We start from the raw sequence: 23811 nt of genomic DNA, 5'->3' as shown, positions 1-23811 counted from the left end.
GGTATGAATTCGAATCCGAAGACTACGTCCACCATCGCAACCGGCGGAACGCCGTTCACAAGCCAGGCCAGACGAGCCGGCCTCAAGCGGCTGAGTGCGATCAGCGCGTTGCTGCTCGTCGCTCTTGGGAGCTTGGTGACGGCTCCCGCCCTCGCCCAGGACATTCAGTCGTCGCCTTCATTCGTCGATGATTTCACCAGCTTCGATCGTGCACGCTGGTATGTTTCCGACGGTTGGTCGAACGGCAGTCATCAAAACTGCACCTGGTCGAAAGGCCTGGTCGCGCTGTCCGACGGGGTGCTGTCGCTCGGCTTCGAAAAGCAGAAGCTGAAGGACCGCGACTACGCCTGCGGCGAGATCCAGACCAAGCAGCGCTTCGGTTACGGCACCTATGAGGCGCGGATAAAGACCGACACCGGCTCCGGTCTCAATGCGGCTTTCTTCTCCTATATCGGACCGTCCGACAAGCAGCCCTGGGATGAGATCGACTTCGAGGTCCTGACCAAGGACACCTCCAAGGTGCAGGTCAACGCCTACATCGCCGGCAAGGGCAACAATGAGAAGCTGGTCGACGTGGCGGGCGGCACCGACAAGGCCTTCAACGACTATGCCTTCGTCTGGCAGAAAGATAGCTTGCGCTGGTATGTCAACGGCCAGCTGGTCAACACGATCACCGATCCGGCGAAATTGCCGACGCATGCCCAGAAGATATTCTTCAGCCTTTGGGGCAGCGACAAGATGACCGGTTGGATGGGAGAGTTCGCCGATCCAGGCCGCAAGCTCACGCTGCAGATCGATCGCGTGGCGTTCACGGCCTTGGGCGAGCCCTGTCAGTTTCCAGAATCGCTGGCATGCAGCATAAAGTAGTTGGGAAAGTCGATTTGAACTGGCCGGGCCGAGAGCGGTCCGCTGCCTTGCATGGGAATGAACTCGAATGAATTTGACGGTCTTTGGAATTGGCTATGTCGGTCTCGTGCAGGCAGCGGTGCTTGCCGAAGTCGGGCACCAGGTGGTGTGCGTCGACATCGACGCCAATAAGGTCGAGCGGCTCAACCAGGGGTTCGTTCCGATTTTCGAGCCGGGGCTCGAAAGCCTCGTCAAGGAGAACCATGCCGCTGGCCGCATCAAGTTCACCACCGACGCAGCGGCCGCGGTCAGGCACGGCGAAATCCAGATGATCGCGGTTGGTACGCCGCCGGGCGAGGACGGTTCGGCCGATCTCAAATATGTGCTGGCGGTCGCCGAGACCATCGGCCGTGAGATGGACACCCCCAAGATCATCGTCGGCAAGTCGACCGTGCCGGTCGGCACCTGCGAAAAGGTGAAGGCCAGGGTCGCCGAGACGCTGAAGAAAAGAGGGCGCGAGGACCTGTCCTTCGACGTCGCTTCGAATCCGGAATTCCTCAAGGAGGGTTCCGCGGTTGCCGATTGCATGAAGCCCGACCGCATCATCGTCGGCACCGACAGCGAGGGCACCGAAGCGGTGATGCGCGAGCTCTACGCTCCCTTCAACCGCAACCACGAGAAGATGATCGTGATGGACGTGCGCAGCGCCGAATTCACCAAATACGCCGCCAATTGCATGCTGGCGACCAAGATCAGCTTCATGAACGAGATGGCCAACCTGGCCGAACAGCTCGGCGCCGACATCGAGGAGGTCCGCAAGGGCATCGGCAGCGATCCGCGCATCGGCTACCACTTCATCTATCCGGGGCTTGGCTATGGCGGCTCGTGCTTCCCCAAGGATGTGCGCGCGCTGATCAAGACCGCCGAAGGCGTCAAGTTCGACGCCAAGCTGCTGCGCGCCGTCGAGGAGCGCAACAACGAGCAGAAATCCGTCCTGTTCGACAAGGTGAATCGTTATTTCAAGGGCAATCTCAAGGGCAAGACCTTTGCGCTGTGGGGGCTGGCCTTCAAGCCCAACACCGACGACATGCGCGAGGCGCCCGCCCGCACGCTGATGGAGGCGCTGTGGAACGCCGGCGCCAAAGTGCAGGCCTATGACCCCGAGGCGATGCAGGAATGCCAGCACATCTACGGGCTGCGCGACGACCTGTTGTTGTGCGGCACCAAGGAAGCCGCGCTGCGCGGCGCCGATGCGCTGCTGATCGCCACCGAATGGAAGAGTTTCCGCGCGCCGTCCTTCGACGCGATGAAGGATGCGCTGACCACGCCGATCATCTTCGATGGCCGCAACCTCTATGACCCAAAGGTGATCGCCCGCCACGGCATCGAATATCACTCGATCGGCAGAATGGCGGCATGAGGCCGGGAGCGAAGAGCCGGAAGCGGAATCCGGCGGGCGTGCCCGGCGCGGCAAGGAGTTTTGGCTGATGGTGCTGGACGTAAAGCCCGAGCAAATCACCAGCGATCATTTCGATCTCGTCGCGATCGGTTCCGGCTTCGGCTCGGCCTTCTTCCTGCATGAGTTCGCCAAGCGCCGAAAGGCGCGCGTCCTGGTGCTCGAATGGGGCCGGCACAACACCCATGAATGGCAACTTCAGCAGAATGCCAACACCGACATCGACGACGAGACGACCTACAAGACCAATTCCGACAAGCCGTGGAACTACACCATCGGACTGGGGGGTGGAACGAACTGCTGGTTCGCGCAGACGCCAAGGTTCCATCCCAATGACTTCAGGTTGAAAAGCACCTACGGCATCGGCAATGACTGGCCGATCAGCTATGACGACGTCGAGCCGTTCTACTGTGACGCTGAAGATATCATGTCGATCTCCGGCGATCCCGACATGGCGGCGATGCTGCCGCGCTCGAAGCCGTTCCCGCAACCGCCGCATCGCATGTCGACGCCGGACCGGATGATGAAGGCGGCGCAGCCCGGCCAGCATTTCGTCATGCCGACGGCGCGGGCGCGGGTGCCGACCGCGCAGCGCACCTCGTGCTGTGCCAACCTGCGCTGCTGGCTGTGTCCGGTCGACGCCAAATTCACCGTCAACAACGGCTTGATGCATGTCTTCGAGCATCCCGACATTTCGGTTTGCCTCGGTGCGGAGGTGCGGCGGCTCGATCATGTCGGCGGCACGGTCCGCTCGGTCACGTTCATGCATGACGGCAAGGAATACCAGGTCAGCGGTGACCTTTTCATTCTCGGCGCTAATGCCATCCAGAGCGCGGCGATCATGCTGCGGTCCGGCCTGGGCGGCGAATTCGTCGGCCGCGGCCTGCACGAATCATACGGCTGGAACTTCGAGGTCTATCTCGACGGTGTCGACAATTTCGACGGCAGCACCATCACCACCGGCCTGAACTTCGGCCTCTATGACGGTCCGCACAGATCGGAGCATGCGGCGGCACTGGTCTATTTCGAGAACCGCTGGCAGCACGGAATGCGTGCCGAAAAGGGGCGGCTGCGCCAGGCGCTGCCGCTCGTCGTGGTCACCGAAAACCTGCTCGACCACGAAAATTTCGTCACCCTCGACGAAGACGACAACGCCTTCGTCAACTTCAAGGCGCCGTCGGACTACGCGGTCAAGGGCATGGCCCGCGCGCTGGAGAAATTGCCTGACCTTCTGGCTCCGCTGCCGGTCGAAAAGCTCTTCGATCGTGGCATCCGGCCAACCGAATCGCACGTCCAGGGCACGCTGAGGATGGGAACCGGTCCGGCCGATTCGGTGATCGACAGCGACATGATCCACCATCAGTTGAGAAACCTGGTTGTCGTCGGCACCAGCACCTATCCGAGCTGTTCCTGCGCCAACCCGAGCCTGACCGCCGCGGCCCTCTCCCTGAGGGCGGCGAGCCGCATTGCGTGACAGGAGGGCATCGGATGATCGAAGTTTCCAGACGCTCAGCCTTGGCCATCGTGGCCGGTGGGGTGGTGTCGACGGGCGTCGCCTTTGCCGCCGTCAGCTCGTTTTCCGATGAGGACCTGGTGCGCGTCACCCTCGAAAAATACCTCGGCAGGCTCAACATCCGTATCGAGCATCTGCAGCAGTTCGTGCTGGAGTTCCGCAACCGGAACCCGTGGATATTTCCCAGCGACAAGCTTAGCGACGCCGTTACCCTGGTCGAGGAGCTCAAATTGGGCGCCGTCCGCCGCCTGCTGCCCCAGGAGAAGCGGGAAGATCTGATCCAATTCGATCGCTGGGTCATCGCTGAATTCCATATGCTGACGGACTACGCATGGCGCAGTTCGCCCAATGACCCGATCCGGTTTACCGGCTGGCAATCCTGTACCAACCCGTTCGCGAATCTGGAGCCGCCGAAACTCGCCTGACGTCGAAAGCGAGGCGCCGCCGGTTGCCTCGGAACGAAATACGATATGCGACAAGGAGCCCGATCCCATGAAAGTCCTTTTTGCAGGTGGCAGCGGCTATCCACCCGAGTTCAGCGGCGGCGTTCAGTCGAGCACGCACCATCTGGCCGAGCAGTTGATCGAACATGGCCATGAAGCCGCTGTGCTCGCCGCCCTGTTCGGCGATGGTGTCTTCGGCTTGAAGGCGCGCGCCAAGATGAAGCTGTTGCGGCAACCGGCGGTCATCGACAGCTATCCCGGCTATCCGGTGGTGCGGGCCTGGTTTCCCTGGGAAGCGGCGGCCTTTGCCGTCGACAGGCTGAAGCCGGATGTGGCCGTCGTCCAGTGTCACAAATCGGTTCCGATCGGCAAGGCGCTGCAGGCGGAGGGCGTGCCTTTGGTCGTCTATCTCCGCAATGTCGAATTCCATGAACTGGGCGGCGACCTGCGCGAACTGCGTTCTGCACTATACATCGCGAATTCCGAGTTCACCGCGCGCACCTACAAGAACGAGTTCGACATCAACGCGACGGTGATCCCGCCGACCATCAATCCGGCGCATTACAGCACGCCGACGACGGGCCAGTTTGTCACGCTGATCAATCCCTATGAGGAAAAGGGTTTCGAGCTTGCGGTGCGCATCGCCGGCGCCTGCCCCGAGATATCGTTCCTGTTCGTCGAAAGCTGGAAGCTGGAAGACGATCATCGGGCGCGGATCGAACAGACGATCGCGCCTTTGTGCAATGTCGTGCTGGAGAGCCGCACCAGCGACATGAAGACGGTCTACGGCCGCACCAAGATCCTGCTTGCTCCCAGCAAATGGGAAGAGGCATGGGGCCGCGTCGCGTCGGAAGCCCATTGCAGCGGAATCCCGGTTGTCGGCTCGCGGCGCGGCGGCCTGCCCGAGGCGATCGGCTCAGGTGGCGTGGTGCTCGACTACGATGCACCGCTCGCCGACTGGGTCGCGGCCGTCAGGCGGCTGTGGAACGACAGCCAGGAATATGACCGGGTCTCGGGCCTCGCGCGCAGCTTCGCCGGGCGGCCGGAACTGGAACCCGACCGCCAGTTCATCACCTTCTTCTCGATCGTGGACAGGGCGATACAGCAGCGCGCGCGGCAAGCCGCATAACCCAGGCTCGCGGCGCCAGCCGCGTAGGACCCAACTCGCGGCAAGGCTCGTAGCGTTGTGCGGATCAGGCCGGGCGTTTGACCCGGCTCTTCAGCGTCTCATAACCGCGCGCACCGAGCAGGGCGCGGGCAAGAGTCTTGGCGGCGCTTTTGCGGCCCTCTTGCGAGTTGATCTGCCGCAGCCTTGCCGGCAGGTTGCGGGCCGCCTGGCCAAGTGCCGGCAGCGACAGCGCGTCGGGAAAACTCACCATATGCGTTTCGACGCACAGCACCGGCTTGCCGGACAGTTCGGTGATCCTCAGCGCCTGCTCGTGCTCGCTTTCGATGAACAGGATGGCATCGGATTTGCGGTAGAAATCGGCCTTGAAACTGCCATGCGCGCCAAGCCGCTGCCGTTCCGCCTTGCTCGGCAGATCGAGCATGATCAACTGGTCGTATTTGATGTCGTGCTTGGCGAGCCATGCTTCGGTCAGCGCGCGATATTTCCCCAGCCGGCTGGTGACCAGCCAGCCGATCTTGTGGGTCGCAACATGGAGAGGCCGCGCCTCGCTGAGGAATTTCTCATAGGCCGGCCCATCGTCGTTTTCGGCTTCGGTCGGATCGAGGCACAGCACGCCGTCAATGTCGACGCAGCATTGCGCCAGGAATTTGTGATGCATGAAATTCCACTGGAACATGCGCGGATGCGGCACGACCTCGAAGACGACATCGGTCTCCTGGTGCTGCGGCTGCAGGCCGAACACCGCGGCAAAGGTGAAATCGGCCTCGATGCCGGCAGTCTCGATGCGCGAGCGTGCATCGCGCATGGCGTTGCCGCCGGCGACGCTGTCGTCGATCACCAGCACCTTGCGCATTTCGGAGACCTTGCGGTCGAGTGCCGCCCGGCGCTTTGTGATGCCCGACGTGTAGATCCGCCCGGCCAGGAAGCTGTCCAGATCGGTCATCGGAATGTTCGCCGCCAGGCTCACCAGCGTTGCCGCGAGCACACCGCTTCTGGGAACGCCGACGACCAGGTCGATGTCGCGCGGCAGCCGGTGCAGGCCCCTGACAATGGCGTCGTTCATGTCGGAAATCGATCGGTAGTGCATAGGGTCAGACCTGGTCCTGGAGTGAATGTCCGTACCTGTCGAGGTCGCGCAAACTATTGCGCCTCGCGTGGTGCTGCTGCGGGCAGCCTTGCCGGCAGCATCTTCAAGGCCTCGCGCAGGGCTTCGCGGCCGGATGCGAATGCCAAGGCGACGACGATGGTGATCAGATAGGCGAGAACGGCGCCGCTGGCCAAGCCAATCACATGCTGCTGCGGCAGCACCGGCTTCATGAACCAGATGGCGGCCAGCGCCAGATGGGCGCCAAGCACGAACGGCGCTGCCGCACGCAGCACGTGGTGCGCCTGCAGCGGACCGCTCTTGCCGACATAGAGCCACAGGAATGGCGTCCTCAGATACTCGCTGATCGCATAGGCAATCGCCACGCCCAGCGCGCCATAGGGCAGGCCGAGCGCGAAGGCCAGCACCGACGTCACCGCCGTTATGATGCCCCAGCGCATGAAATCGCCGGAGCGGCCCTGGCTGACGAAAAGCCATCCCGCCGGATTGTTGAGCGGCTGCAGCAGCCCGGCAAAGCCGAGCGCCAGGAAAATGTCGGCGCTCGCGCGCCATTGCTCGCCGAGCACGAAGGGGATCAGCACGTCCGACATCGCGGTGGCGAAGGCGACGCCGGGAAGCGCCACCAGCAGGATCAGCGGCATGACGCGCAGATAGGCACTGCGGTAGCGGTCTGGCTCGTCCTTCAGCCTGGACAGCGCCGGAACCATCACCTTCGACAACGGATTGGTGATCTGGCTCAGCGGAAACAAAAGCAGCTTGTAGGCGCGGTCATAAAGGCCGAGCTGGGCTTCGCCCCAGTATTTGCCGATCAGCACATTGTCGAGGTTGCGGGCAAAGAAATTGGCGAAGTTGAAGCCGGTGATGCCGGCGCCGAAATGGATCAATTCGCTGATTCCGGCGACCTTGCGCGGCAGGCCGGGACGCCAGCGCGAGCTTGCCCAGTAGCAGAGCGTCGGCAGCACGGCACCGGTCAGCGTGCCGGCAAACAACGCCCAATAGGAGCGGTCGATGAAAGTCCAGGCGATCGATACGGCGAGCCCCACGACGGCGCTGACTACGTCGATGACGGCCAGCCGGCCGAACTGCATGCGGCGCGTCAAAAGCGCCAGGTGCTGCGCGCCCAGCCCATAGGCCATGATCTGCAGCCCGAACGCCGCCACCAGGCCGGCCACGCGCGGCTCGCCGTAGAAAGCGGCGACCAGAGGGGCGGCACCTGCGAGCACGCAGGCCAGAATCGCGCTGACGGCCACATTGATCCAGAAGAGGTAGTTCACTTCCTCATGCCGGATGCCGCTCTTCTGGATTGTCGCCTGGGTCAGGCCGAAATCCTGGAACAGCGCGATGAAGGCCAGCACCGGCGCGCACATCGCCACGACGCCGAAATCCTGCGGCGACAAAAGCCGCGACAGCACGATGACGGATATGATCTGTGTCGCGACGCGCACCGATTGCGCCATGGCCGTGACAACCACGCCGCGCCCAACGGACTTGCGCAGGGAGCCTTCCGGCGGATCGAATGCATTGGCTTCCAAATTCAGGATTCCTGACTTTTGTGCGGATTTCCGACCCCGAAAAAATCCACCACCGCCGCCAACGACAAACTACGGCAATAATTTTGCAGTGCAACAGAAAAGGTGGATCGTCGCGCCAAAAATGTTGCGATGCAGCAAGAGCTGTACTAGGTTCTCCTTGGGTGGGCCAACAGCGGTCGAGTTTTCATGCTGCATGTCTTGTACCTTGTGCACGACGTCTCCGATCCGGCCGTGCGCCGGAGGATCATAATGCTCAGGGCAGGTGGGGCCGAGGTCACGTTGGCCGGCTTCCGTCGCACCACAAATCCGATTGCGGATATCGAGGGATTGCGGCCGATCGACCTTGGCGCGACGCGTGACGGGCGATTCGGCCAGCGGCTCGCGGCGGTCGCCAAGGCGGCGTTCTCGATTGGCTCCAGGCTTGGCGACACGCCCAGGCCCAATCTCATCATCGCGCGCAATCTGGAAATGCTGGCGCTTGCCCGTCGCGCCAGATCCGCCTTCGGTGCATCGGTTCCGATCGTATACGAGTGCCTCGACATTCATCGCCTTGTGCTTCGCAAAGATGTCCTGGGCAAGGCGTTGCGCGCCGTCGAACGCTTCCTGGCCAGGGATGTGAAGCTGCTGGTAACCAGCTCGCCAGCCTTCATCGCCAACTACTTCAAGCCGTTCGGACAGGTCGCGGCACCGATCGAACTGGTCGAGAACAAGTATTTCGAGGCGGCCGCGATTCTGCCCGGCAGCCCTGAGACGCACGGCAGCCCTGACGAGGTTGCGAGTCCCGTCGGACCGCCGTGGCGGATCGGTTGGTTCGGCGCGTTGCGCTGCCGCCGCTCGCTCGAACTGCTGGCCGATTTCTCTCGCCGGATGGAGGGACGCTTCGAGATCGTGCTGCGGGGCCGTCCGGCTCTATCCGAATTCCCGGATTTCCATGCCTTCGTCGAATCAGAGCCGTGGCTCTCGTTTGGCGGACCCTATCGCAACCCGGAGGACATGGCGTCGATCTATGGCGACGTCCATTTTTCCTGGGCGATCGATTTCTTCGAAGCGGGACAGAACTCCGAATGGCTCCTGCCCAACCGCCTCTACGAAGGCTGCCGCTTCGGCGCGGTGCCGATCTCGATGGGCGACACCGAAACCGGGCGGTTCCTCAGCAAACAGGATATCGGCATTCTCTTGCCGAAGGCTTCGCCCGAGGCGCTCGAAGCGACGCTTGGCAAGATGGATGAGCATCGTTTCGCCGGGTTGAAGGCGCATGTTCTTGCCCGCAACCCGAGGACCTGGAGCTACGACCGCAGCGATTGCCGGGCGCTTGTCGAGCGGCTGCGCAGCCTGACCGCCGTATCGGGTTCGTTTGCAGCTGAGGCGTTGGCATAGGATGGCTGAACATGGACAGAGGCTGATGACGCAGACTAAAAAGACTTCATCCAGCCTGATCGTTATTCCGTGCCTGAACGAAGCGGCCCATATCGGTGTGCTGCTCGATCAACTGCGCCCCGCCGCGGCAAGGCTTGGCGCCAGGATCATCGTCGCCGACGGCGGCAGCACCGACGGCACGCTGGCTATCGTCAAGGACATCGCAAGCAAGGATCCGCGCGTTATCCTGCTTCACAACGAACGGCGCATCCAGAGCGCGGCGATAAACCTCGCCGTCGGCACCTTCGGCGAAGGTGCCGACTATCTCATCCGCATCGATGCGCATGGCGGCTATCCCGACGACTATTGCGACCGGCTGGTCGAGGAGGCATTGGCCACCGGAGCGGATTCGGTTGTCGTTTCGATGCTGACCAGCGGCAGCAGCACCGTGCAGAAGGCTGCCGCGGCGGCGCAGAATTCCAAGCTCGGCACCGGCGGCTCCAAGCACCGGCACCGCTCCGCCGGAGAGTGGGTCGATCACGGCCATCACGCGCTGATCAGGATATCGGCGTTCGGTTCTGTCGGCGGCTATGACGAGACGTTCAGCCACAACGAGGATGCCGAGCTCGACTACAGGCTGAGACAGGCCGGCTACAAGATCTGGATGAGCGGCAAGACGCATATGATCTACTACCCGCGCACCTCGCTCAGCGGCCTCTATTTCCAGTATCTCGGCTATGGTCGCGGCCGCGCCAAGAATGTGCTGAAGCACCGCGTCATCCCGAAGGTCCGGCAGATGGTGCCGCTCCTGGTGTTTCCGGTCGTGCTGCTGGCGGCGCTCTCATTCGTGCACTGGCTGGCAGCAGTGCCACTGCTGCTGTGGGCCTCGGTGTGCCAGGGTTACGGCCTGTGGACGGCCATCCGCCAGCGCCATGCCGACATCGCGCTGGCCGGCGTCTCGGCGATGGTCATGCACCTTGGCTGGTCGATCGGCTTCTGGCTGCAGCTTCTCGGCCTCGGGTCGCGGCGCGGGGTGGCGTGATGGCCAAGAAGCTCAGCATCGACATCGGCGTCTGCACGTTCCGTCGGCCGGAGCTGGCCGACACCCTGCGCTCGCTCGACGCCATGGAGATGCCGGCGGGGTTCGATATCAGCATCATCGTCGCCGACAATGACGACACGCCGACCGCCCGCGACCTGGTGACGGCGCTGTCGCGGGAATTGACGGTGCCGGTCCGCTATCAACATTGCCCGGCGCGCAACATTTCGATCGCCCGCAACGCTTGCCTCGACGCCAGCACAGCCGATTTCGTCGCTTTCATCGACGACGACGAGACGGCCACGGCGCGCTGGCTCGCCGAACTGGCCGCGGTGGCGCAAGCGAGCGGAGCGGCCGCCGTGCTCGGCCCGGTCCGGGCGCGTTATCGCGAGGATGCGCCGGACTGGATGCAGCGCGGCGATTTCCATTCGACCTTGCCGGTCTGGGTGCGCGGCGAGATCCAGACCGGCTACACCTGCAACGTTCTGCTCCGCATGGGGTCGGACAGCCAGCGTGGCCGCCGCTTCAGCCTGGCGCGCGGCCAGACCGGCGGCGAGGACACCGAGTTCTTCGACCAGATGCACAAAGCGGGCGGCCGCATCGTCTTTTCGCCCGACGCCTGGGTCGACGAGGTGGTGCCGCGCTCGAGGGCGGCATTCGACTGGCTCGGCCGCCGACGCTTCCGCGTCGGGCAGACGCACGGGCATCTTCTGGGGCGCAACGCGCGCGGCATCGGCCTGGTCAAGCAGGTCGGCCTGGCGTCGGCAAAGGCCATCTATTGCTTCGCCTCTGCGCTTCCGGTCGTCATCAGCCCGGTTCGAAGGAACCGCAGCGTGCTGCGCGGCATTATGCATGTCGGTGTCGTCAGCGGCCTTGTCGGCATCCGCGAAATCCGCCTCTACGGCCAGCCTTCGCCGCAGGAAGGGGGCAAGCGTGCAGCCTGACGTCAGTTTTGTCATCGCCGCCTACAACGCCGAGGCGACCCTCGACCGGGCGATCGCGAGCGCCATCACGCAGAAAAACGTCAGCGTCGAGATCATCGTCGTCGACGACAAGTCGCGCGACGCGACGCTCGACGTGGCGCGGGCCTATCCGCAAGATATCGTTCGTGTCGTCGCCCTGGCCAGCAATCGCGGTCCCGGCGGCGCCAGGAATGCCGGCCTCGACGTCGCCCGCGGCAGATGGATCGCGGTTCTCGATTCCGACGACGCCGTTTTTCCCGACCGCATCGCGGCCATGATCGCTCGTGCCGAAAAGGCGGGCGCCGAGATTGCCGTCGACAATTTGCAGGTCATTCGCGAGGACGGTGTCGTCGAGGACGCGATGTTTCCAACGCGCTATCTGGAGGATTTGAGCGAAATCTCGCTGGCCAGCTACATCGCCGGCAACGTCGTTTTCGAATCGAAGTTCAATCTCGGCTACCTCAAGCCGATCTTCCAGCGCGCGTTCCTGAACGAAAACGAGCTTCGCTATGATGAAAAACTGAGCATCGGCGAAGATTACATCCTGCTCGCCAACGCTTTGGCCAAGGGCGGCAAATGCGTGGTCGAGCCGGCGATCGGCTATGCCTATCATATCCGCAGCGGCTCCATCTCCCGCGTGCTCGAACTTCACCACGTCGAAGCGATGCGCAAGGCAGATGCCGTGTTCGCTCAAACCCATTCGATGGACGAGGCCGCGCAAGTCGCGTTCGCCCGGCGCAGCCGCAGCCTGCGCAAGGCTGCATCGTTCCTGTCTATGGTTCAGCACATCAAGGCGCGGTCCCCGCTCAAGGCGATCCGGACTGCGCTCAGCGACCCGGCGGCGGTCAGGCATATGGGCATGCCGATCGCCGTGCGGTTGCGAAGAGTAGCGGCGCAGTTTGCCGTTGGGGTGGGGAGGTGAAGATGCAGGCACATGAAGGGATTTTTCGTGGCTTGTGAATGGACTGAAGTCGATCTCCTCAGAAGGAATTTGCGATGAAGAAAATCAGGAAGGCCGTGATACCGGTGGCAGGACTTGGAACAAGGTTCCTGCCGGCGACCAAGTCGATGCCGAAGGAAATGCTCCCCGTCGTCGACAGGCCTGTCGTGCAATATGCGGTGGACGAGGCCTTCGAGGCGGGCATCGAGCACATTGTGTTCGTCACCGGCCGCAACAAGGCGGTGATCGAGGACTATTTCGACCTGCATCCGGAATTGATCGGAACCCTGGAGCAGACCGGCAAGAAGACCCAGCTGGAGGCGCTCGAAAGCATGCTGCCGGTGGCCGGCGCCACCTCCTTCATCCGCCAGCAGTCGCCGCAAGGCCTCGGCCATGCCGTCTGGTGCGCGCGCGAAGTCATCGGCAACGAGCCCTTCGCCCTGCTGCTGCCGGACATGGTGTCGTTCGGTGGCCGCGGATGCCTGGCCGAGATCGTCGATCTCTATGCTGAAACCGGCGGCAACGTCATCGCCGTCGAGCGCTGCGATCCGACCGAGACCAACAAATACGGCATCGTCGGCCGTGGCGCCGATATCGGCGGCGGTTTCGAGGTGACGGCCATGGTCGAAAAGCCCGCGCCTGCCAACGCGCCGTCGAACTTCTACATCAACGGCCGCTACATCCTGCAGCCCGAGATTTTCGCGCTTCTGGGCAATCAACAGCGCGGCGCCGGCAACGAGATCCAGTTGACGGATGCCATGGTCCGGCTGTCGCGGGACCAGGCGTTCTTCGCCCAACCTTTCAAGGGCCGCATGTTCGACTGCGGTTCGAAGGAAGGGTTCATCCAGGCCAACATAGCCTTCGCGCTAGCGCGCGACGACATGAAGGGCCCGATTTTCGAGATGCTTCAGGAGTTCGTCCGGTCGCATGAACGCCAGGAAGAAGCCGCATAATGCCCATGTTTCGGGAGCATTTACAGATGGCTGGCGACGCGGGGCGATAGCTCCCGCGCCGCCTGGCACGAAGTTTGCGTTTTGTTGCGCAATGCTCCCGATCTTCGCGGCTGTGCAAGCCACGGCATGATCCCGAAAGATGACCACCGGTTTTCGGAAAAGATCATGCTCAAACGCTGAGATGGATCCCCATCCCGATCGTCGGGATGGAACAGGCTCTGGAATTGGACCGAAGATGAATTATGCCAACTTTCCTCTCGACAAGAGGATGCCATTGCCGAATTCGGACGCAGGAGACGGCGAAGACTTCATCGACATCGAGCGGCTGCTTGGCATGGCCGCACGGCAAGCCAAGGTGGTTGCCGTGTGCGCCGTCATCGGTCTCTTTCTAGGCCTGCTCTATCTGCAGACCACGCCGCCCCAATATCAGTCGGTCTCAAGCGTGCTGATCGACGAGGGCTTGAACAAGATCGTCGATGACATTTCGGCGGCGTCGACAACCATGCAGACCGATTCCGCCATCCTGAGCCAGATCGAGATCCTGACCTCGACGCGGCTTGCCGCCGTGGTCGTCGACAAGCTGAAGCTCGACCAGAACGATGCCTTCCTGAATCCGCCCGTATCGGCTCTGGCAAGGGGCGTCGGTCTGATCCGGGGCCTGATCCAGTATGTTCGCCCGAGCCCCGTCATGCCGGGCGTCGGTGACATCAGCAAGCTCGACCCCGCCGCCCGCGATGCGCTGATCGCCACGTCCCGTCGCGACTACGCGATCCTCAAGCTGCAGAGCGAGGTGCGGGCGGAGCGCACGGGGCGAAGCTACGTCATCGCCCTCGGCTATCAGTCGACGGATCCGGCGCTCGCCCATGCGATCACCAAAGCCTATGCCGACGCCTATCTCGCCGATCAGCTCGATGCCAGCTTCGACGCCACCGAGCGGGCAGCGGTCTGGCTGCAGGGCCGGTTGACGGAATTGCGCGAGAGCTCGCAGGCGGCATCGCTCGCGGTCGAGAAATTCAGGGCCGAACATGGCCTGGCCGCCAACAGCGATGGCCAGTTGATGAGCGACAAGCAACTGTCCGATCTCAACGCCCAGCTCATCGTCGCGCAGGCCGACACCGCACGCGCCAGTGCCCGTTACCAGCAATACAAGGCGATTGTCGACAGCGGCTCCGACAACGCTTTCAAGGATGCCGCCATATCAAGCGACCAGCCGAGCAGCTCGGTCATCGCGGCGCTCAAGACCCGCTACCTCACAGTCTCCAAGCGGCTGCAGGACGTCGAGGCGAATTTCGGCGCCCAGCATCCGCAGGCGTTGGCACTTGCCAAGGAGAAGGCCGACATATCGACGCAGATCTTCGGCGAACTGAAGCAGCTGACCGAAAGCTATCGCAACGAATATGAAGTGGCGCTGGCGCGCGAGACCGCGCTCAGGGCCAATGTCGCGGCCGCGCAAGGCAAGAGTTCCGTCGACAACCAGACACAAGTCAAGCTGCGTGAACTCGATCAGCAGGCGACGGCGCTCACCACGCTCTATCAGACATTCCTCGGCCGCTACGAGGAGGCCGCGCAGCAGCAATCCTTCCCGGTCGGCAAGATCCGCATCATCTCCGACGCCTCGATGCCGCTCTCCGCGTCAAGCCCACGCACGATCATCGTGATTGGGCTTTCGCTGGTGCTTGGCACGCTGATGGGTGCCGGTTTCGGCGGCCTGAATGAGTTCAACGAACGTTTCTTCAGGACCGGCGAGGAAGTGCGCGACCGTGTCGGGCTGAAATTCCTCGGCTATCTGCCGACGATCGGCGGCAAGCTGAGCAAGGAAGAAAAGCCGGGCGATACCCAGGTGGATGACAAGACCGCCAGATCGCTGTCGTCCGCCGAAAGGCGGGCGCGCATGCGGGTGAGCATCGATTCGCCTGCGTCGATGTTCTCCGAAACGCTGCGCAGCGCCAAGATCGCCTTCGACGTCGTGATGGAAGGGCAAGGCAGCCGCGTTATCGGCATCGTCTCGGTGCTTCCCGGCGAGGGTAAGTCGACGGTCGCGGCAAATCTCGCCGGATTGCTTGCCGCCAACGGCGCCAAGACGCTGCTCATCGACGGCGACCTGCGCAACCCCGGCCTCAGCCGTGGTCTCGGCATGGAAGCCGAGCAAGGGTTGATGGAAGCCGTGGTCAACGGCCAGGCCTGGCAGTCCGTTGGCAAGATCGACCGGCAGACGAAGCTGGCCATCATCCCGGCCGTGTCGCGCGGTCACTTCTCGCACACCAGCGAACTTCTCTCCTCGGCCGGGATGCGGCGCTTCATCGATAACGCCAAGGAGACCTTCGAATACATCGTCGTCGATCTGCCGCCGCTCGGACCGGTGGTCGATGCCAAGGCATTCGCGCCGCTGGTCGACGGGTTTGTGCTCGTCACCGAATGGGGGCGCACGCCCCGCGCGATGGTGAGGTCGATGCTCGAATCCGAACCCTATGTTGCCAACAAGATCATCGGGGCGGTGCTGAACAAGGTCGATCTGAAGAAGCTGGCCAAATACGGATCGTTCGGCGGCTCCGAGAAATTCTTCGACAAATACTCGACCTACTATCTGGAAAAGTCGGAAGTGCGCAGCAAGGCAAAGGCAACGGTCTGACGTTGTTCGAGTAGGCCCTCTTAAAGCGCATTGCGTTGAAACAGGGTCGGTCGACGCGCCCTGAATCTTTGCTTTATGCATGCCCCGAACGCCGCGCGCTTTGGGTGATGCATTAGGAGCAGGTCAGCCTCCAGAGGCACATGGGTCAACCCTCTTCGCGGGTCCGGCGATTCCTGTGGCAGTCGGCCGTCCGCTCTGGAAAGCCGCAGTGCCGAGCCGGGCCTCGGAGACCCGCGGATGAACAGTCGCGACTACGCCGCCTTGAGCCGATAGCGAAAAACGGTGTGGTCGAGCAGCAGCCGGATGCGTGGTTCGGCCTCGGTCGCCACCAGCCAGCTTGCCGCGATCATCGTCGCGCCGACGATCACCATCGAGAAGAGATGCGGCAGACCCGCGCGGACCAGGACGCCGAGCAGAGCCGCGCCGACGACGTCATGGAGGAGGTAGAGCGGATAGGTCATCAGGCCGATCCGGCGCCAGCCGCTCCAGGAGAGGTCGAGCCGAAGCGACCATGCCATCAGTGCGACCCCACCGAGGAAGATCAGGATCGGCGGCGCGAACGGCATCTCTCGCCCGACCTTCAGGATGTGAACGTCGACCGAACTGGCGATCTGCAGCACGCCGCCGCCCAGGAACAGGGCGCAGAAGGCAAGGCGAGCCGTCGTCACCGCCTTGAAGCGCATCAGCCACAACATGACGCCGGTCGCGAAGAAAACGCCGTGATGCACCAGCAAAAGGTCGAGCGTGCGTGTCTCGGCAAGGTCGGCCCAGCCGAGCGGGTAATAGAGGCACCAGAAAAGCGTGCTGACCATGCCGATGGCAATCGCCACCCATTCCATCTGATGGAAGCGGCCAAGCCGCAGCAAGGTCCAGACTATGGCATAGAAGGCGATCTCGATGCCGAGCGTCCAGTAGACGCTGTCCACCCAGGGTGCGTAGGGAACGAACAGGCCGGTGCGAACCAGCCTGTCGACGGCATCGGTTGGCCAGCTCAGGCCGACGATCAAAAGCACGACCGCGGTGACCGGTGCGCAGATCCAGACCGCCGGCGCCAGTCGTTTCACCCTTGCTTCGAAAAACCGCAGCGGCGTCGATCTCTCGGCGCTGAAGGCGATGACGAAGCCGCTGATGACGAAGAAGATCTGGACGCCGACCCAGCCGGATTCGACCCAGGCGCCTATCGCCGGCTGCGCTGGAATGCCGCCCGTGGCGCGTGCCGAAACGCCGTCCGGAAACGCCCACACCCAGAAGCCGTAGTGATAGACCATGACCATGACGGCGGCGAGGAACCGCAGGATGTCGACGCCGCCAAATGTGATTTTCTTCTGCTGAGCCATACCGCCTCGCCGGATGGCCCCCCGATCAGGGGTGTAAGGTGGATTGCTGCATTGCACAACAAAAGATTGCGGCGCCGACCCCGCCGATTTTCCTAAACCACGATCCCTCGCTCCCTCAAGGCGACGGTTATCTCATCGAGGATCAGCGGATCGTCGATGGTTGCCGGCATCGTCCATTCTTCCTTGTCGGCGATCTTCTGCATGGTGCCGCGCAGGATCTTGCCCGAACGTGTCTTGGGCAGCCGCTTGATCGTCACCACCGTCTTGAAGGCGGCGACCGGGCCGATGCGTTCGCGCACCAGGCCGACCACTTCGCTTTCGATGGCGCCGGTTTCGCGCGAAACGCCTGCATTCAGCACCACGAAGCCAAGCGGTACCTGACCCTTCATGGTATCGGCGATGCCGATGACGGCGCATTCGGCAACATCGGGATGGGCGGAAAGCACTTCCTCCATGGCGCCGGTCGACAACCGGTGGCCGGCGACATTGATGATGTCGTCGGTGCGGGCCATGACATAGAGATAGCCATCCTCGTCGACCATGCCGGCATCCGCCGTCTTGTAGAAGCCGGGGAACTCGTCGAGATAGGCCTGGCGGAACCGCGCATCGGCATTCCATAGCGTCGGCAGACAGCCGGCCGGCAGCGGCAGCTTGACCACCACATTGCCCAGCGTGCCGCGCGGCACTTCGTGGCCGGCATCGTCAAGCACACGAATGTCGTAGCCGGGCATCGGCACGCCGGGCGAGCCATACTTCACCGGCAGGAGGCCGAGGCCGGCGGGGTTGATGGTCATCGGCGAGCCGGTCTCGGTCTGCCACCAATGGTCGACCACCGGCACGTTGAGCTTCTGCTCCGCCCATTTGATGGTTTCGGGGTCGGCGCGCTCGCCAGCAAGGAACAGCGTGCGGAAATTCGACAGGTCGTATTTCGGAATGAACTCGCCCTTCGGATCCTGTCCCTTGATGGCCCGAAACGCGGTCGGCGCGGTGAACAGCGCGACGACGCCATGCTCCGATATCACCCGCCAGTAAGTGCCGGCATCGGGCGTACCGATCGGCTTGCCTTCGAACAGCACGCTGGTGCAGCCATGCAGCAGCGGCCCATAGACGATATAGGAATGGCCGACCACCCAGCCGACGTCCGACGCTGCCCAGAACACCTCGCCCGGCTTGACGCCGAACTCGTTTTCCATCGTCCATTTCAGCGCGACCATGTGGCCGCCATTGTCGCGCACGATGCCCTTGGGCTGACCGGTCGTGCCCGATGTGTAGATGATGTAGAGCGGGTCGGTCGCAAGCACCGGAACGCAGTCGACATTGGCGCCGGCTGCCCGTTCGCGGGCGACGGCATCGGCATAGTCGATGTCGAAATGCTCCTTCAATTCGCAAGGCAACTGGTCGCGCTGCAGGATCAGGCAGCCGTCCGGCTTGTGGCGGGAAATCTCGATCGCTCTGTCGAGCAGCGGCTTGTAGGCAACGACGCGGCCCGGCTCCAGCCCGCAGGAGGCCGAGATGATCACCTTCGGCTTGGCGTCGTCGATGCGGGTGGCAAGCTCATGCGAGGCAAAGCCGCCGAAGACGACCGAATGCACGGCGCCAATGCGGGCGCAGGCCAGCATGGCGAAGGCAGCCTCCGGCACCATCGGCATGTAGATGATGACGCGGTCGCCCTTGCCGATGCCGCGGTTCTTCAGCACCGAGGTCAGCGCGACCACCTCGCGCTTCAGTTCGGCATAGGTGAATTTCTTGATCGTTCCGGTGATGGCGCTGTCATGGATCAGCGCGATCTGCTCGGCGCGTCCGCCCGCGACGTGGCGGTCGACGGCATTGTAGCAGGTGTTGCAGGTCGCGCCGGTAAACCAGCGGCCGTAGACGCCGGCCGTGGCATCGAACACCTTGTCATAGGGCGAATACCAGTCGATGGCATCGGCCGCCTCCGCCCAGAACTTTTCCGGATCGCGTTTCCAGCCGTCATAGACCTCGTGATAGCGTGAAGCCATCCGACACCTCCCCAGGAATGTTTTTCTTCCCACCAAATAGCGCGCTCTAACCTTGGCCGCAAATGTGCGCCATTGTGCGGCCGGCATCGATCTGGCGCTTGGGGGCAAGCTGCGATGAAATTGCGATATCGGATTGGGGCGGCCGTGCTGGCGGCACTGTCATTGACGGCCGCGTCCGCCGCCTGGGCTGGCGATGCGGCGGCACGGCGCATCATCGGTTTTTCGCCCGACGGCAACTATTTCGCCTTCGAGCAATACGGAACGCTCGACGCCGGCGCCTCCAACTCCGGCTATTCGCAGATCGACATCATCGACACCCGTACCGACGCCTTCGTTGGCGGCAAGCCGATCCTCGTCGTCGACGAGTCCGAGGAGGCGACACTGACCCTCGAGCAGGCAAGGGCACAGGCCGCCGCCAAGGCGGCGCCCATCCTTGCCAAATACGCCGTCGCATCGCGCGGCGAGCAGACGGCTTCCGACAAGTTCACCTTTCCCGATGAGATGGTTGCCTACAACGACATTTCCCGCCTCGAGCAGGTGTCGCAGAAATGGCTTTCGCCGCTCTATGACCAACTCGACATTTCGACCATCCAGCTCGACCAGATCCTGGCCAGCAGCACCACAGACTGTTCAGCGAGTTTCGACGCCACACAGCAAGGCGACATATCGGGCAAGGCGCTCGGCTTCCAGCTGACGCTGCAAGGGCAGGACGGCAAGCCGTTCAAGGTCTTGCACGAGGACAAGACCGTGCCGGGCTCGAGAAATTGCCCGACCTCCTACAGCCTGTCGGAATCCTACGAATTCACCCCGGCAGGCAAGCCCACCGTCATTGTGGTGCTGGTGCAGCGCTTCAGCCAGGGCTTCGAGGGCCGCGACCGCCGCTTCATTGCGGTGACCGGCCAACCGCGCTGACAAAGTCGATTGCCCTAGATCGGCAAAGCCACAAGCATGAGGCCGATGCCACCGAAGATCAAAATGGCTGTCGCCAGGGCTTTTCTGTGACGTTCGAAGCTCGTCGGAGCCCGCTCCCAATTGTAACGCATACGCTATCTCCCGAAGGCCCGAGGAGTCTTTACCTTACTTAGGGGAAGAAAAGCAACAGTCTGGCCCGGACGGGTCGGGCGCTCCCGCATCGCGAAGAAGACTATTTCTGGGACGATACCTGCTGGAAGCCGGCGGCGGGCGTGTTCCTGCCGCGGGCTTCGCAGAAGATTACATGCCCCAGCGCAGCGCAGCGGTGTGCACCGGCGCATCCCAGAACGCAGTCGTTTCCGCGTCGAGCATCGTCAACGTGATCGAGCAGCCGGCCATGTCCAGGGAGGTGACATAGGAGCCGACCAGCGAACGGGTCACCGTCACGCCATGCTTCTCGAAAATCCGCCGCGCGCTGTTGTACATGAGGTAGAGTTCCATCAGCGGCGTGCCGCCAAAACCGTTGACGAACAGCAGCGCCGGGCCCTTGGCTCCGTCGCCGAGATCGCCAAGGATCGCGGCACAAATTTCCTCGGCAATCGCATCGGCGCTTTTCAATGTGTCTCGTCGCCGTCCGGGCTCGCCATGGATGCCGACGCCGAACTCCATCTCGCCGTCGCCGATGTCGAAAGTCGGCTTGCCGGCGGCCGGCACGGTGCAACTGGTCAGCGCCACGCCCATCGAGCGGGTAGCAGCGTTGACGCGTTCGCCCAGCGCCTTCAGCGGCGCCAGCGCCAGGCCATGCTCGGCCGCCGCGCCGACGATCTTTTCCACCACCAGCGTGCCAGCGACGCCGCGCCGGCCGGTCGTGTAGGACGAATTCTCGACGGCGACATCGTCATTGGTGACGATTTGCACGACGCCTCCCGACATTTCAGCCGCCATCTCGAAGTTCATCACGTCGCCCTCATAGTTCTTGACGATGAACAGGCAGCCGGCGCCGGTGTCGACGGCCTCCGCCGCCGCCAGCATCTGGTCCGGCGTCGGTGAGGTGAACACCTGGCCGGGGCAGGCGGCGTCAAGCATGCCGTGGCCGACAAAGCCGCCATGCAGCGGCTCGTGGCCGGAGCCGCCGCCGGAGATCAGCGCCACCTTGCCAGGCTGCAAGGTCTTGCGGCGGACGAATTTATGTTCCTCGCCAAGCACCAGGATGTCGGCATGGGCGGCAACGAAGCCGTCGAGGCTTTCGGTCAGCACCGTGTCCACCGAATTCATAAATTTCTTCACGGCCGTCTCCTCCCGAAATGGGCCTTGTTGAACCGCTCTGACGGATCAGCCACCCTTGCCGGTGATGCTGGTGATCTTCTGGATAAAATCATTCACTGCCCGATCGAGCGCTGCGTTCTGCTTGTCGTCGCCGAAATCGGGCACGATGAGTGAAACATGCCGTGTCTTGCGCATGCCTGCCGCCACAGACATTTTCCCCGGATGCGCCTGATGGTAGGCGGCAAGAAACTGATCGCGCTCCGCGGGGCTGAAATGGCAGACGGAAAAGATCGAAGGCAAATGCTTTGACGGTATCGGGATCGAATAGGCCGGGCTGGAAATCTGCGTGACGAAGCTGCGGTGCTTGCCAAGCGCATCGGCAAGCCGCTGGCGCATGCCGGACGGTCGCTGGTCGATGACATGCGACAGGATCGTCTTATAGGCGCGGATTGCCTCTTCGGAACCGGCTTCAGGCATTTTGTCGATCATGCCGGCTGCGCCTCGATCGTAACATCCGCGATCGCCGCCTTGGCCATGGCGAGTTGCGCCGGAGCGACGGACAGATCGCGCAGGCCGGCCTCGAGCAGCGACGGGATCGCGGCCGGGTCACCGCCGGCGTCGCCGCACAGGCTGACCGGGATTTCTTCGCGCAGGCCAAACGCGGTCACCGCAGCGATCAGCCGCAGCACGGCTGGATGGCGGACCGAATTGAGGTGCGCCACCAGAGCGTTGTCGCGGGCAGCCGCCATGACATATTGGGTCAGGTCGTTGGAGCCGATTGAGAAGAAGGCGGCCTCGGCAAAGGCCTCGGGCACGATCGCCACCGAAGGCACCTCGACCATGATGCCGAGCGGCGGCATCTGTTGCGCGATGCCGCGCGCGGCAAGCGCTGCCTGCTCTTCGGCGAACATCGCCGCTGCCTGTCTGTATTCCTCCACAATGGCGATCATCGGGAACATCACTTTCAGACTGCCGTGCACGGCGGCGCGCAGCAGTGCCCGGATTTGTACACGAAACACTTCCGGCCGCGCCAGCGACAGCCTGATGCCGCGCAGGCCGAGGAATGGATTGCCTTCCTCGACGGTGAAGCCGGGCACTGGCTTGTCGCCGCCGGCATCGACGGTGCGGATCGTCACCGGCTTGTCGCCGGCCCATTCCAGCACCTTTCGATAGGCGCGATACTGCGTTTCCTCATCGGGCAACGTCTTTCCGAACAGGAATTCGGTGCGCATCAGGCCGACACCGTCGCAGGTGGCGATGTCGATGCCGTCGACGTCGGACGGGTCGGCGATGTTGACCTGCACCCGCACCGCTATCCCGGTCCTGGTCACCGCCGGCCGCGCCAGAAAAATCCCGGCCCGGTCGCGGCGCGCCGAGAACAACGACGACGATTGGCGAAAGGCGTCGATCTCGGCCTTGGAAGGCGACAGCACGATGCCGCCATGTTCGGCATCGAGCAGTGCTATGCCGGCAAGATTGGCGGGCGCGTTGCCAAGCCCCACCACCCCAAGCCCAACAACCATGGGTACGCCGCGCGAGCGCGCCAGCATGGCGACATGGCTCGCCGTGCTGCCCGCCTTCAGCGCGATGCCGCCACCGCCACTCCAGTCGGTTTCGAGAAAACGCGTCGGCGCGATGTCCTCGCCGTAGAGGATGGCGCCGGATGGTGCTTGAACCCCGCCATCCTCGGTCAGCGCCCGCAGCACCTGGTCCCTGATGTCGCGTATGTCGGCCGCACGGGCGCGGAAATAGTCTTGATCCGAGGTCTCGTAGCCGGCGATTTCCACATCCAGCGCCTGTCGCCATGCCGCATCGGCGGGGTGTCCAGAGGCAATCGCAGCAAAAGCCGGGCCGCTCAACGCGTCGTCCTCCAGCATGGCGATCTGAAATTCGAGGATGTCGGCGGCGTCACCGTCGGCGATTTTGATCAATGCGGCGAGACGGCCCGTCGCAACGTCGATTGCGGTCTCGAGCGCAGCCTTCTCGTCGGCAGCATTTTCCTTGCAGGCGTAGGCAATTGCAATCTGGTCGAGGTCGAACAGCGGTCCCTCGGCATAACCGGCCGAGGCCGAAATGCCTTGCAGCCTAAGCGGTTCGGACATGGTCCGCGCCTTCGTCGAAATCGCGCCGCACCAGTTCGACCAGCGCGTCGACGGCATCATCGGCGCCATCGCCGCTGGCGCGGATGTGCAGCACCGTGCCCTTCGGCGCCTTGGTGGCCATCACCTTGACGATGCTCTTGGCGTCGAACCATGGCCCGTTGGCGGCCAGCGCTATTTCCACCTCGGCGGCGAAGGTCTTGGCCAGCTTGGTGAACTTCACCGAAGGACGCGCATGCAGACCCACCTCGTGGGTGATCAGGACGGTCGCTTCGGCGGCTGCGGACATGTCTT

At 63.1% G+C, this 23811-nt stretch carries 20 protein-coding genes; 12 read left to right on the top strand and 8 right to left on the bottom strand.

From position 1 onward, the window contains the following. The first annotated feature begins 3 nt into the window (after positions 1 to 3). The 5 genes from exoK (at position 4) to CGZ66_RS06835 (ending at position 5387) form a co-directional block, all read left to right on the top strand. Positions 4 to 867 (top strand): endo-1,3-1,4-beta-glycanase ExoK, encoded by an 864-nt coding sequence (gene exoK / locus CGZ66_RS06855; protein ID WP_095082845.1) that lies wholly within the window; start codon positions 4 to 6, stop codon positions 865 to 867. A gap of 67 nt (positions 868 to 934) precedes the next feature. Next, the gene (locus CGZ66_RS06850) at positions 935 to 2266 is read left to right on the top strand and encodes a UDP-glucose dehydrogenase family protein (RefSeq protein ID WP_095082841.1); all 1332 of its coding nucleotides are present in this window, start codon (positions 935 to 937) and stop codon (positions 2264 to 2266) included. Between the two features lie 67 nt (positions 2267 to 2333). Then, entirely contained in the window at positions 2334 to 3776 is a 1443-nt protein-coding gene (locus CGZ66_RS06845; protein ID WP_095082838.1) for a GMC oxidoreductase, read from the top strand. 14 nt (positions 3777 to 3790) lie between these two features. Continuing rightward, entirely contained in the window at positions 3791 to 4240 is a 450-nt protein-coding gene (locus CGZ66_RS06840; RefSeq protein ID WP_095082836.1) for a hypothetical protein, read from the top strand. A gap of 67 nt (positions 4241 to 4307) precedes the next feature. Continuing rightward, positions 4308 to 5387: a glycosyltransferase gene (locus CGZ66_RS06835; protein ID WP_095082832.1), complete on the top strand. Its 1080-nt coding sequence runs from the start codon at positions 4308 to 4310 to the stop codon at positions 5385 to 5387. 64 nt (positions 5388 to 5451) lie between these two features. Here CGZ66_RS06835 and CGZ66_RS06830 read toward each other — a convergent pair whose 3' ends face one another. Both CGZ66_RS06830 and CGZ66_RS06825 read right to left on the bottom strand, forming a co-directional pair. Further along, positions 5452 to 6474 carry a phosphoribosyltransferase family protein gene (locus tag CGZ66_RS06830; protein WP_095082830.1) on the bottom strand — a complete coding sequence of 341 codons (1023 nt, stop codon included), beginning with the start codon at positions 6472 to 6474 and terminating at the stop codon, positions 5452 to 5454. A 53-nt stretch (positions 6475 to 6527) separates the two neighbouring features. Next, entirely contained in the window at positions 6528 to 8024 is a 1497-nt protein-coding gene (locus CGZ66_RS06825) for a lipopolysaccharide biosynthesis protein (RefSeq protein WP_095082828.1), read from the bottom strand. A 186-nt stretch (positions 8025 to 8210) separates the two neighbouring features. On the opposite strand from CGZ66_RS06825, the gene CGZ66_RS06820 reads away from it, so the two are divergent. The 6 genes from CGZ66_RS06820 (at position 8211) to CGZ66_RS06795 (ending at position 15903) form a co-directional block, all read left to right on the top strand. Next, positions 8211 to 9401, top strand: a complete 1191-nt coding sequence (locus CGZ66_RS06820; protein WP_095082826.1) for a glycosyltransferase — start codon at positions 8211 to 8213, stop codon at positions 9399 to 9401. A 25-nt stretch (positions 9402 to 9426) separates the two neighbouring features. Further along, complete coding sequence (locus tag CGZ66_RS06815; RefSeq protein ID WP_095084298.1) at positions 9427 to 10422, top strand: glycosyltransferase family 2 protein; 996 nt, start codon at positions 9427 to 9429, stop codon at positions 10420 to 10422. Continuing rightward, complete coding sequence (locus tag CGZ66_RS06810; RefSeq protein ID WP_095082824.1) at positions 10422 to 11363, top strand: glycosyltransferase family 2 protein; 942 nt, start codon at positions 10422 to 10424, stop codon at positions 11361 to 11363. The genes CGZ66_RS06815 and CGZ66_RS06810 overlap by 1 nt, the downstream gene beginning before the upstream one ends. Continuing rightward, positions 11353 to 12303, top strand: a complete 951-nt coding sequence (locus CGZ66_RS06805; protein WP_095082818.1) for a glycosyltransferase family 2 protein — start codon at positions 11353 to 11355, stop codon at positions 12301 to 12303. Before CGZ66_RS06810 ends, CGZ66_RS06805 begins: the two co-directional genes overlap by 11 nt. A gap of 74 nt (positions 12304 to 12377) precedes the next feature. Further along, a complete protein-coding gene (locus CGZ66_RS06800; protein ID WP_095082814.1) occupies positions 12378 to 13274 on the top strand; it encodes a UTP--glucose-1-phosphate uridylyltransferase in 897 nt (298 codons plus the stop codon). Positions 13275 to 13509: 235 nt separating this feature from the next. Beyond that, entirely contained in the window at positions 13510 to 15903 is a 2394-nt protein-coding gene (locus CGZ66_RS06795) for a polysaccharide biosynthesis tyrosine autokinase (protein ID WP_095082811.1), read from the top strand. Positions 15904 to 16154: 251 nt separating this feature from the next. Here CGZ66_RS06795 and CGZ66_RS06790 read toward each other — a convergent pair whose 3' ends face one another. Next, positions 16155 to 17240 (bottom strand): acyltransferase family protein, encoded by a 1086-nt coding sequence (locus tag CGZ66_RS06790; RefSeq protein ID WP_095082809.1) that lies wholly within the window; start codon positions 17238 to 17240, stop codon positions 16155 to 16157. Between the two features lie 92 nt (positions 17241 to 17332). Then, positions 17333 to 19240 carry a propionyl-CoA synthetase gene (locus CGZ66_RS06785; protein WP_095082807.1) on the bottom strand — a complete coding sequence of 636 codons (1908 nt, stop codon included), beginning with the start codon at positions 19238 to 19240 and terminating at the stop codon, positions 17333 to 17335. Positions 19241 to 19354: 114 nt separating this feature from the next. On the opposite strand from CGZ66_RS06785, the gene CGZ66_RS06780 reads away from it, so the two are divergent. Next, a complete protein-coding gene (locus tag CGZ66_RS06780) occupies positions 19355 to 20152 on the top strand; it encodes a DUF2259 domain-containing protein (protein ID WP_095082805.1) in 798 nt (265 codons plus the stop codon). A gap of 300 nt (positions 20153 to 20452) precedes the next feature. On the opposite strand, the gene dhaK is transcribed toward CGZ66_RS06780, so the two are convergent. Genes dhaK through CGZ66_RS06760 form a run of 4 tightly spaced genes read right to left on the bottom strand, consistent with a single transcriptional unit; the run spans position 20453 to position 23806 of the window. Beyond that, entirely contained in the window at positions 20453 to 21439 is a 987-nt protein-coding gene (gene dhaK, locus CGZ66_RS06775) for a dihydroxyacetone kinase subunit DhaK (protein ID WP_095082803.1), read from the bottom strand. A 45-nt stretch (positions 21440 to 21484) separates the two neighbouring features. Beyond that, positions 21485 to 21907 (bottom strand): hypothetical protein, encoded by a 423-nt coding sequence (locus tag CGZ66_RS06770; RefSeq protein ID WP_095082801.1) that lies wholly within the window; start codon positions 21905 to 21907, stop codon positions 21485 to 21487. Further along, on the bottom strand, positions 21904 to 23520 hold the full coding sequence (gene ptsP, locus CGZ66_RS06765; RefSeq protein WP_095082799.1) for a phosphoenolpyruvate--protein phosphotransferase: 1617 nt from the start codon (positions 23518 to 23520) through the stop codon (positions 21904 to 21906). Before ptsP ends, CGZ66_RS06770 begins: the two co-directional genes overlap by 4 nt. Next, entirely contained in the window at positions 23504 to 23806 is a 303-nt protein-coding gene (locus CGZ66_RS06760; protein WP_095082797.1) for an HPr family phosphocarrier protein, read from the bottom strand. Before CGZ66_RS06760 ends, ptsP begins: the two co-directional genes overlap by 17 nt. Positions 23807 to 23811 lie beyond the last annotated feature (5 nt).

The organism is Mesorhizobium sophorae, assembly GCF_002270415.1.
GTDB classification, from domain to species: domain Bacteria; phylum Pseudomonadota; class Alphaproteobacteria; order Rhizobiales; family Rhizobiaceae; genus Mesorhizobium; species Mesorhizobium sophorae.
This window is presented reverse-complemented; position numbering and strand designations above follow the sequence as displayed.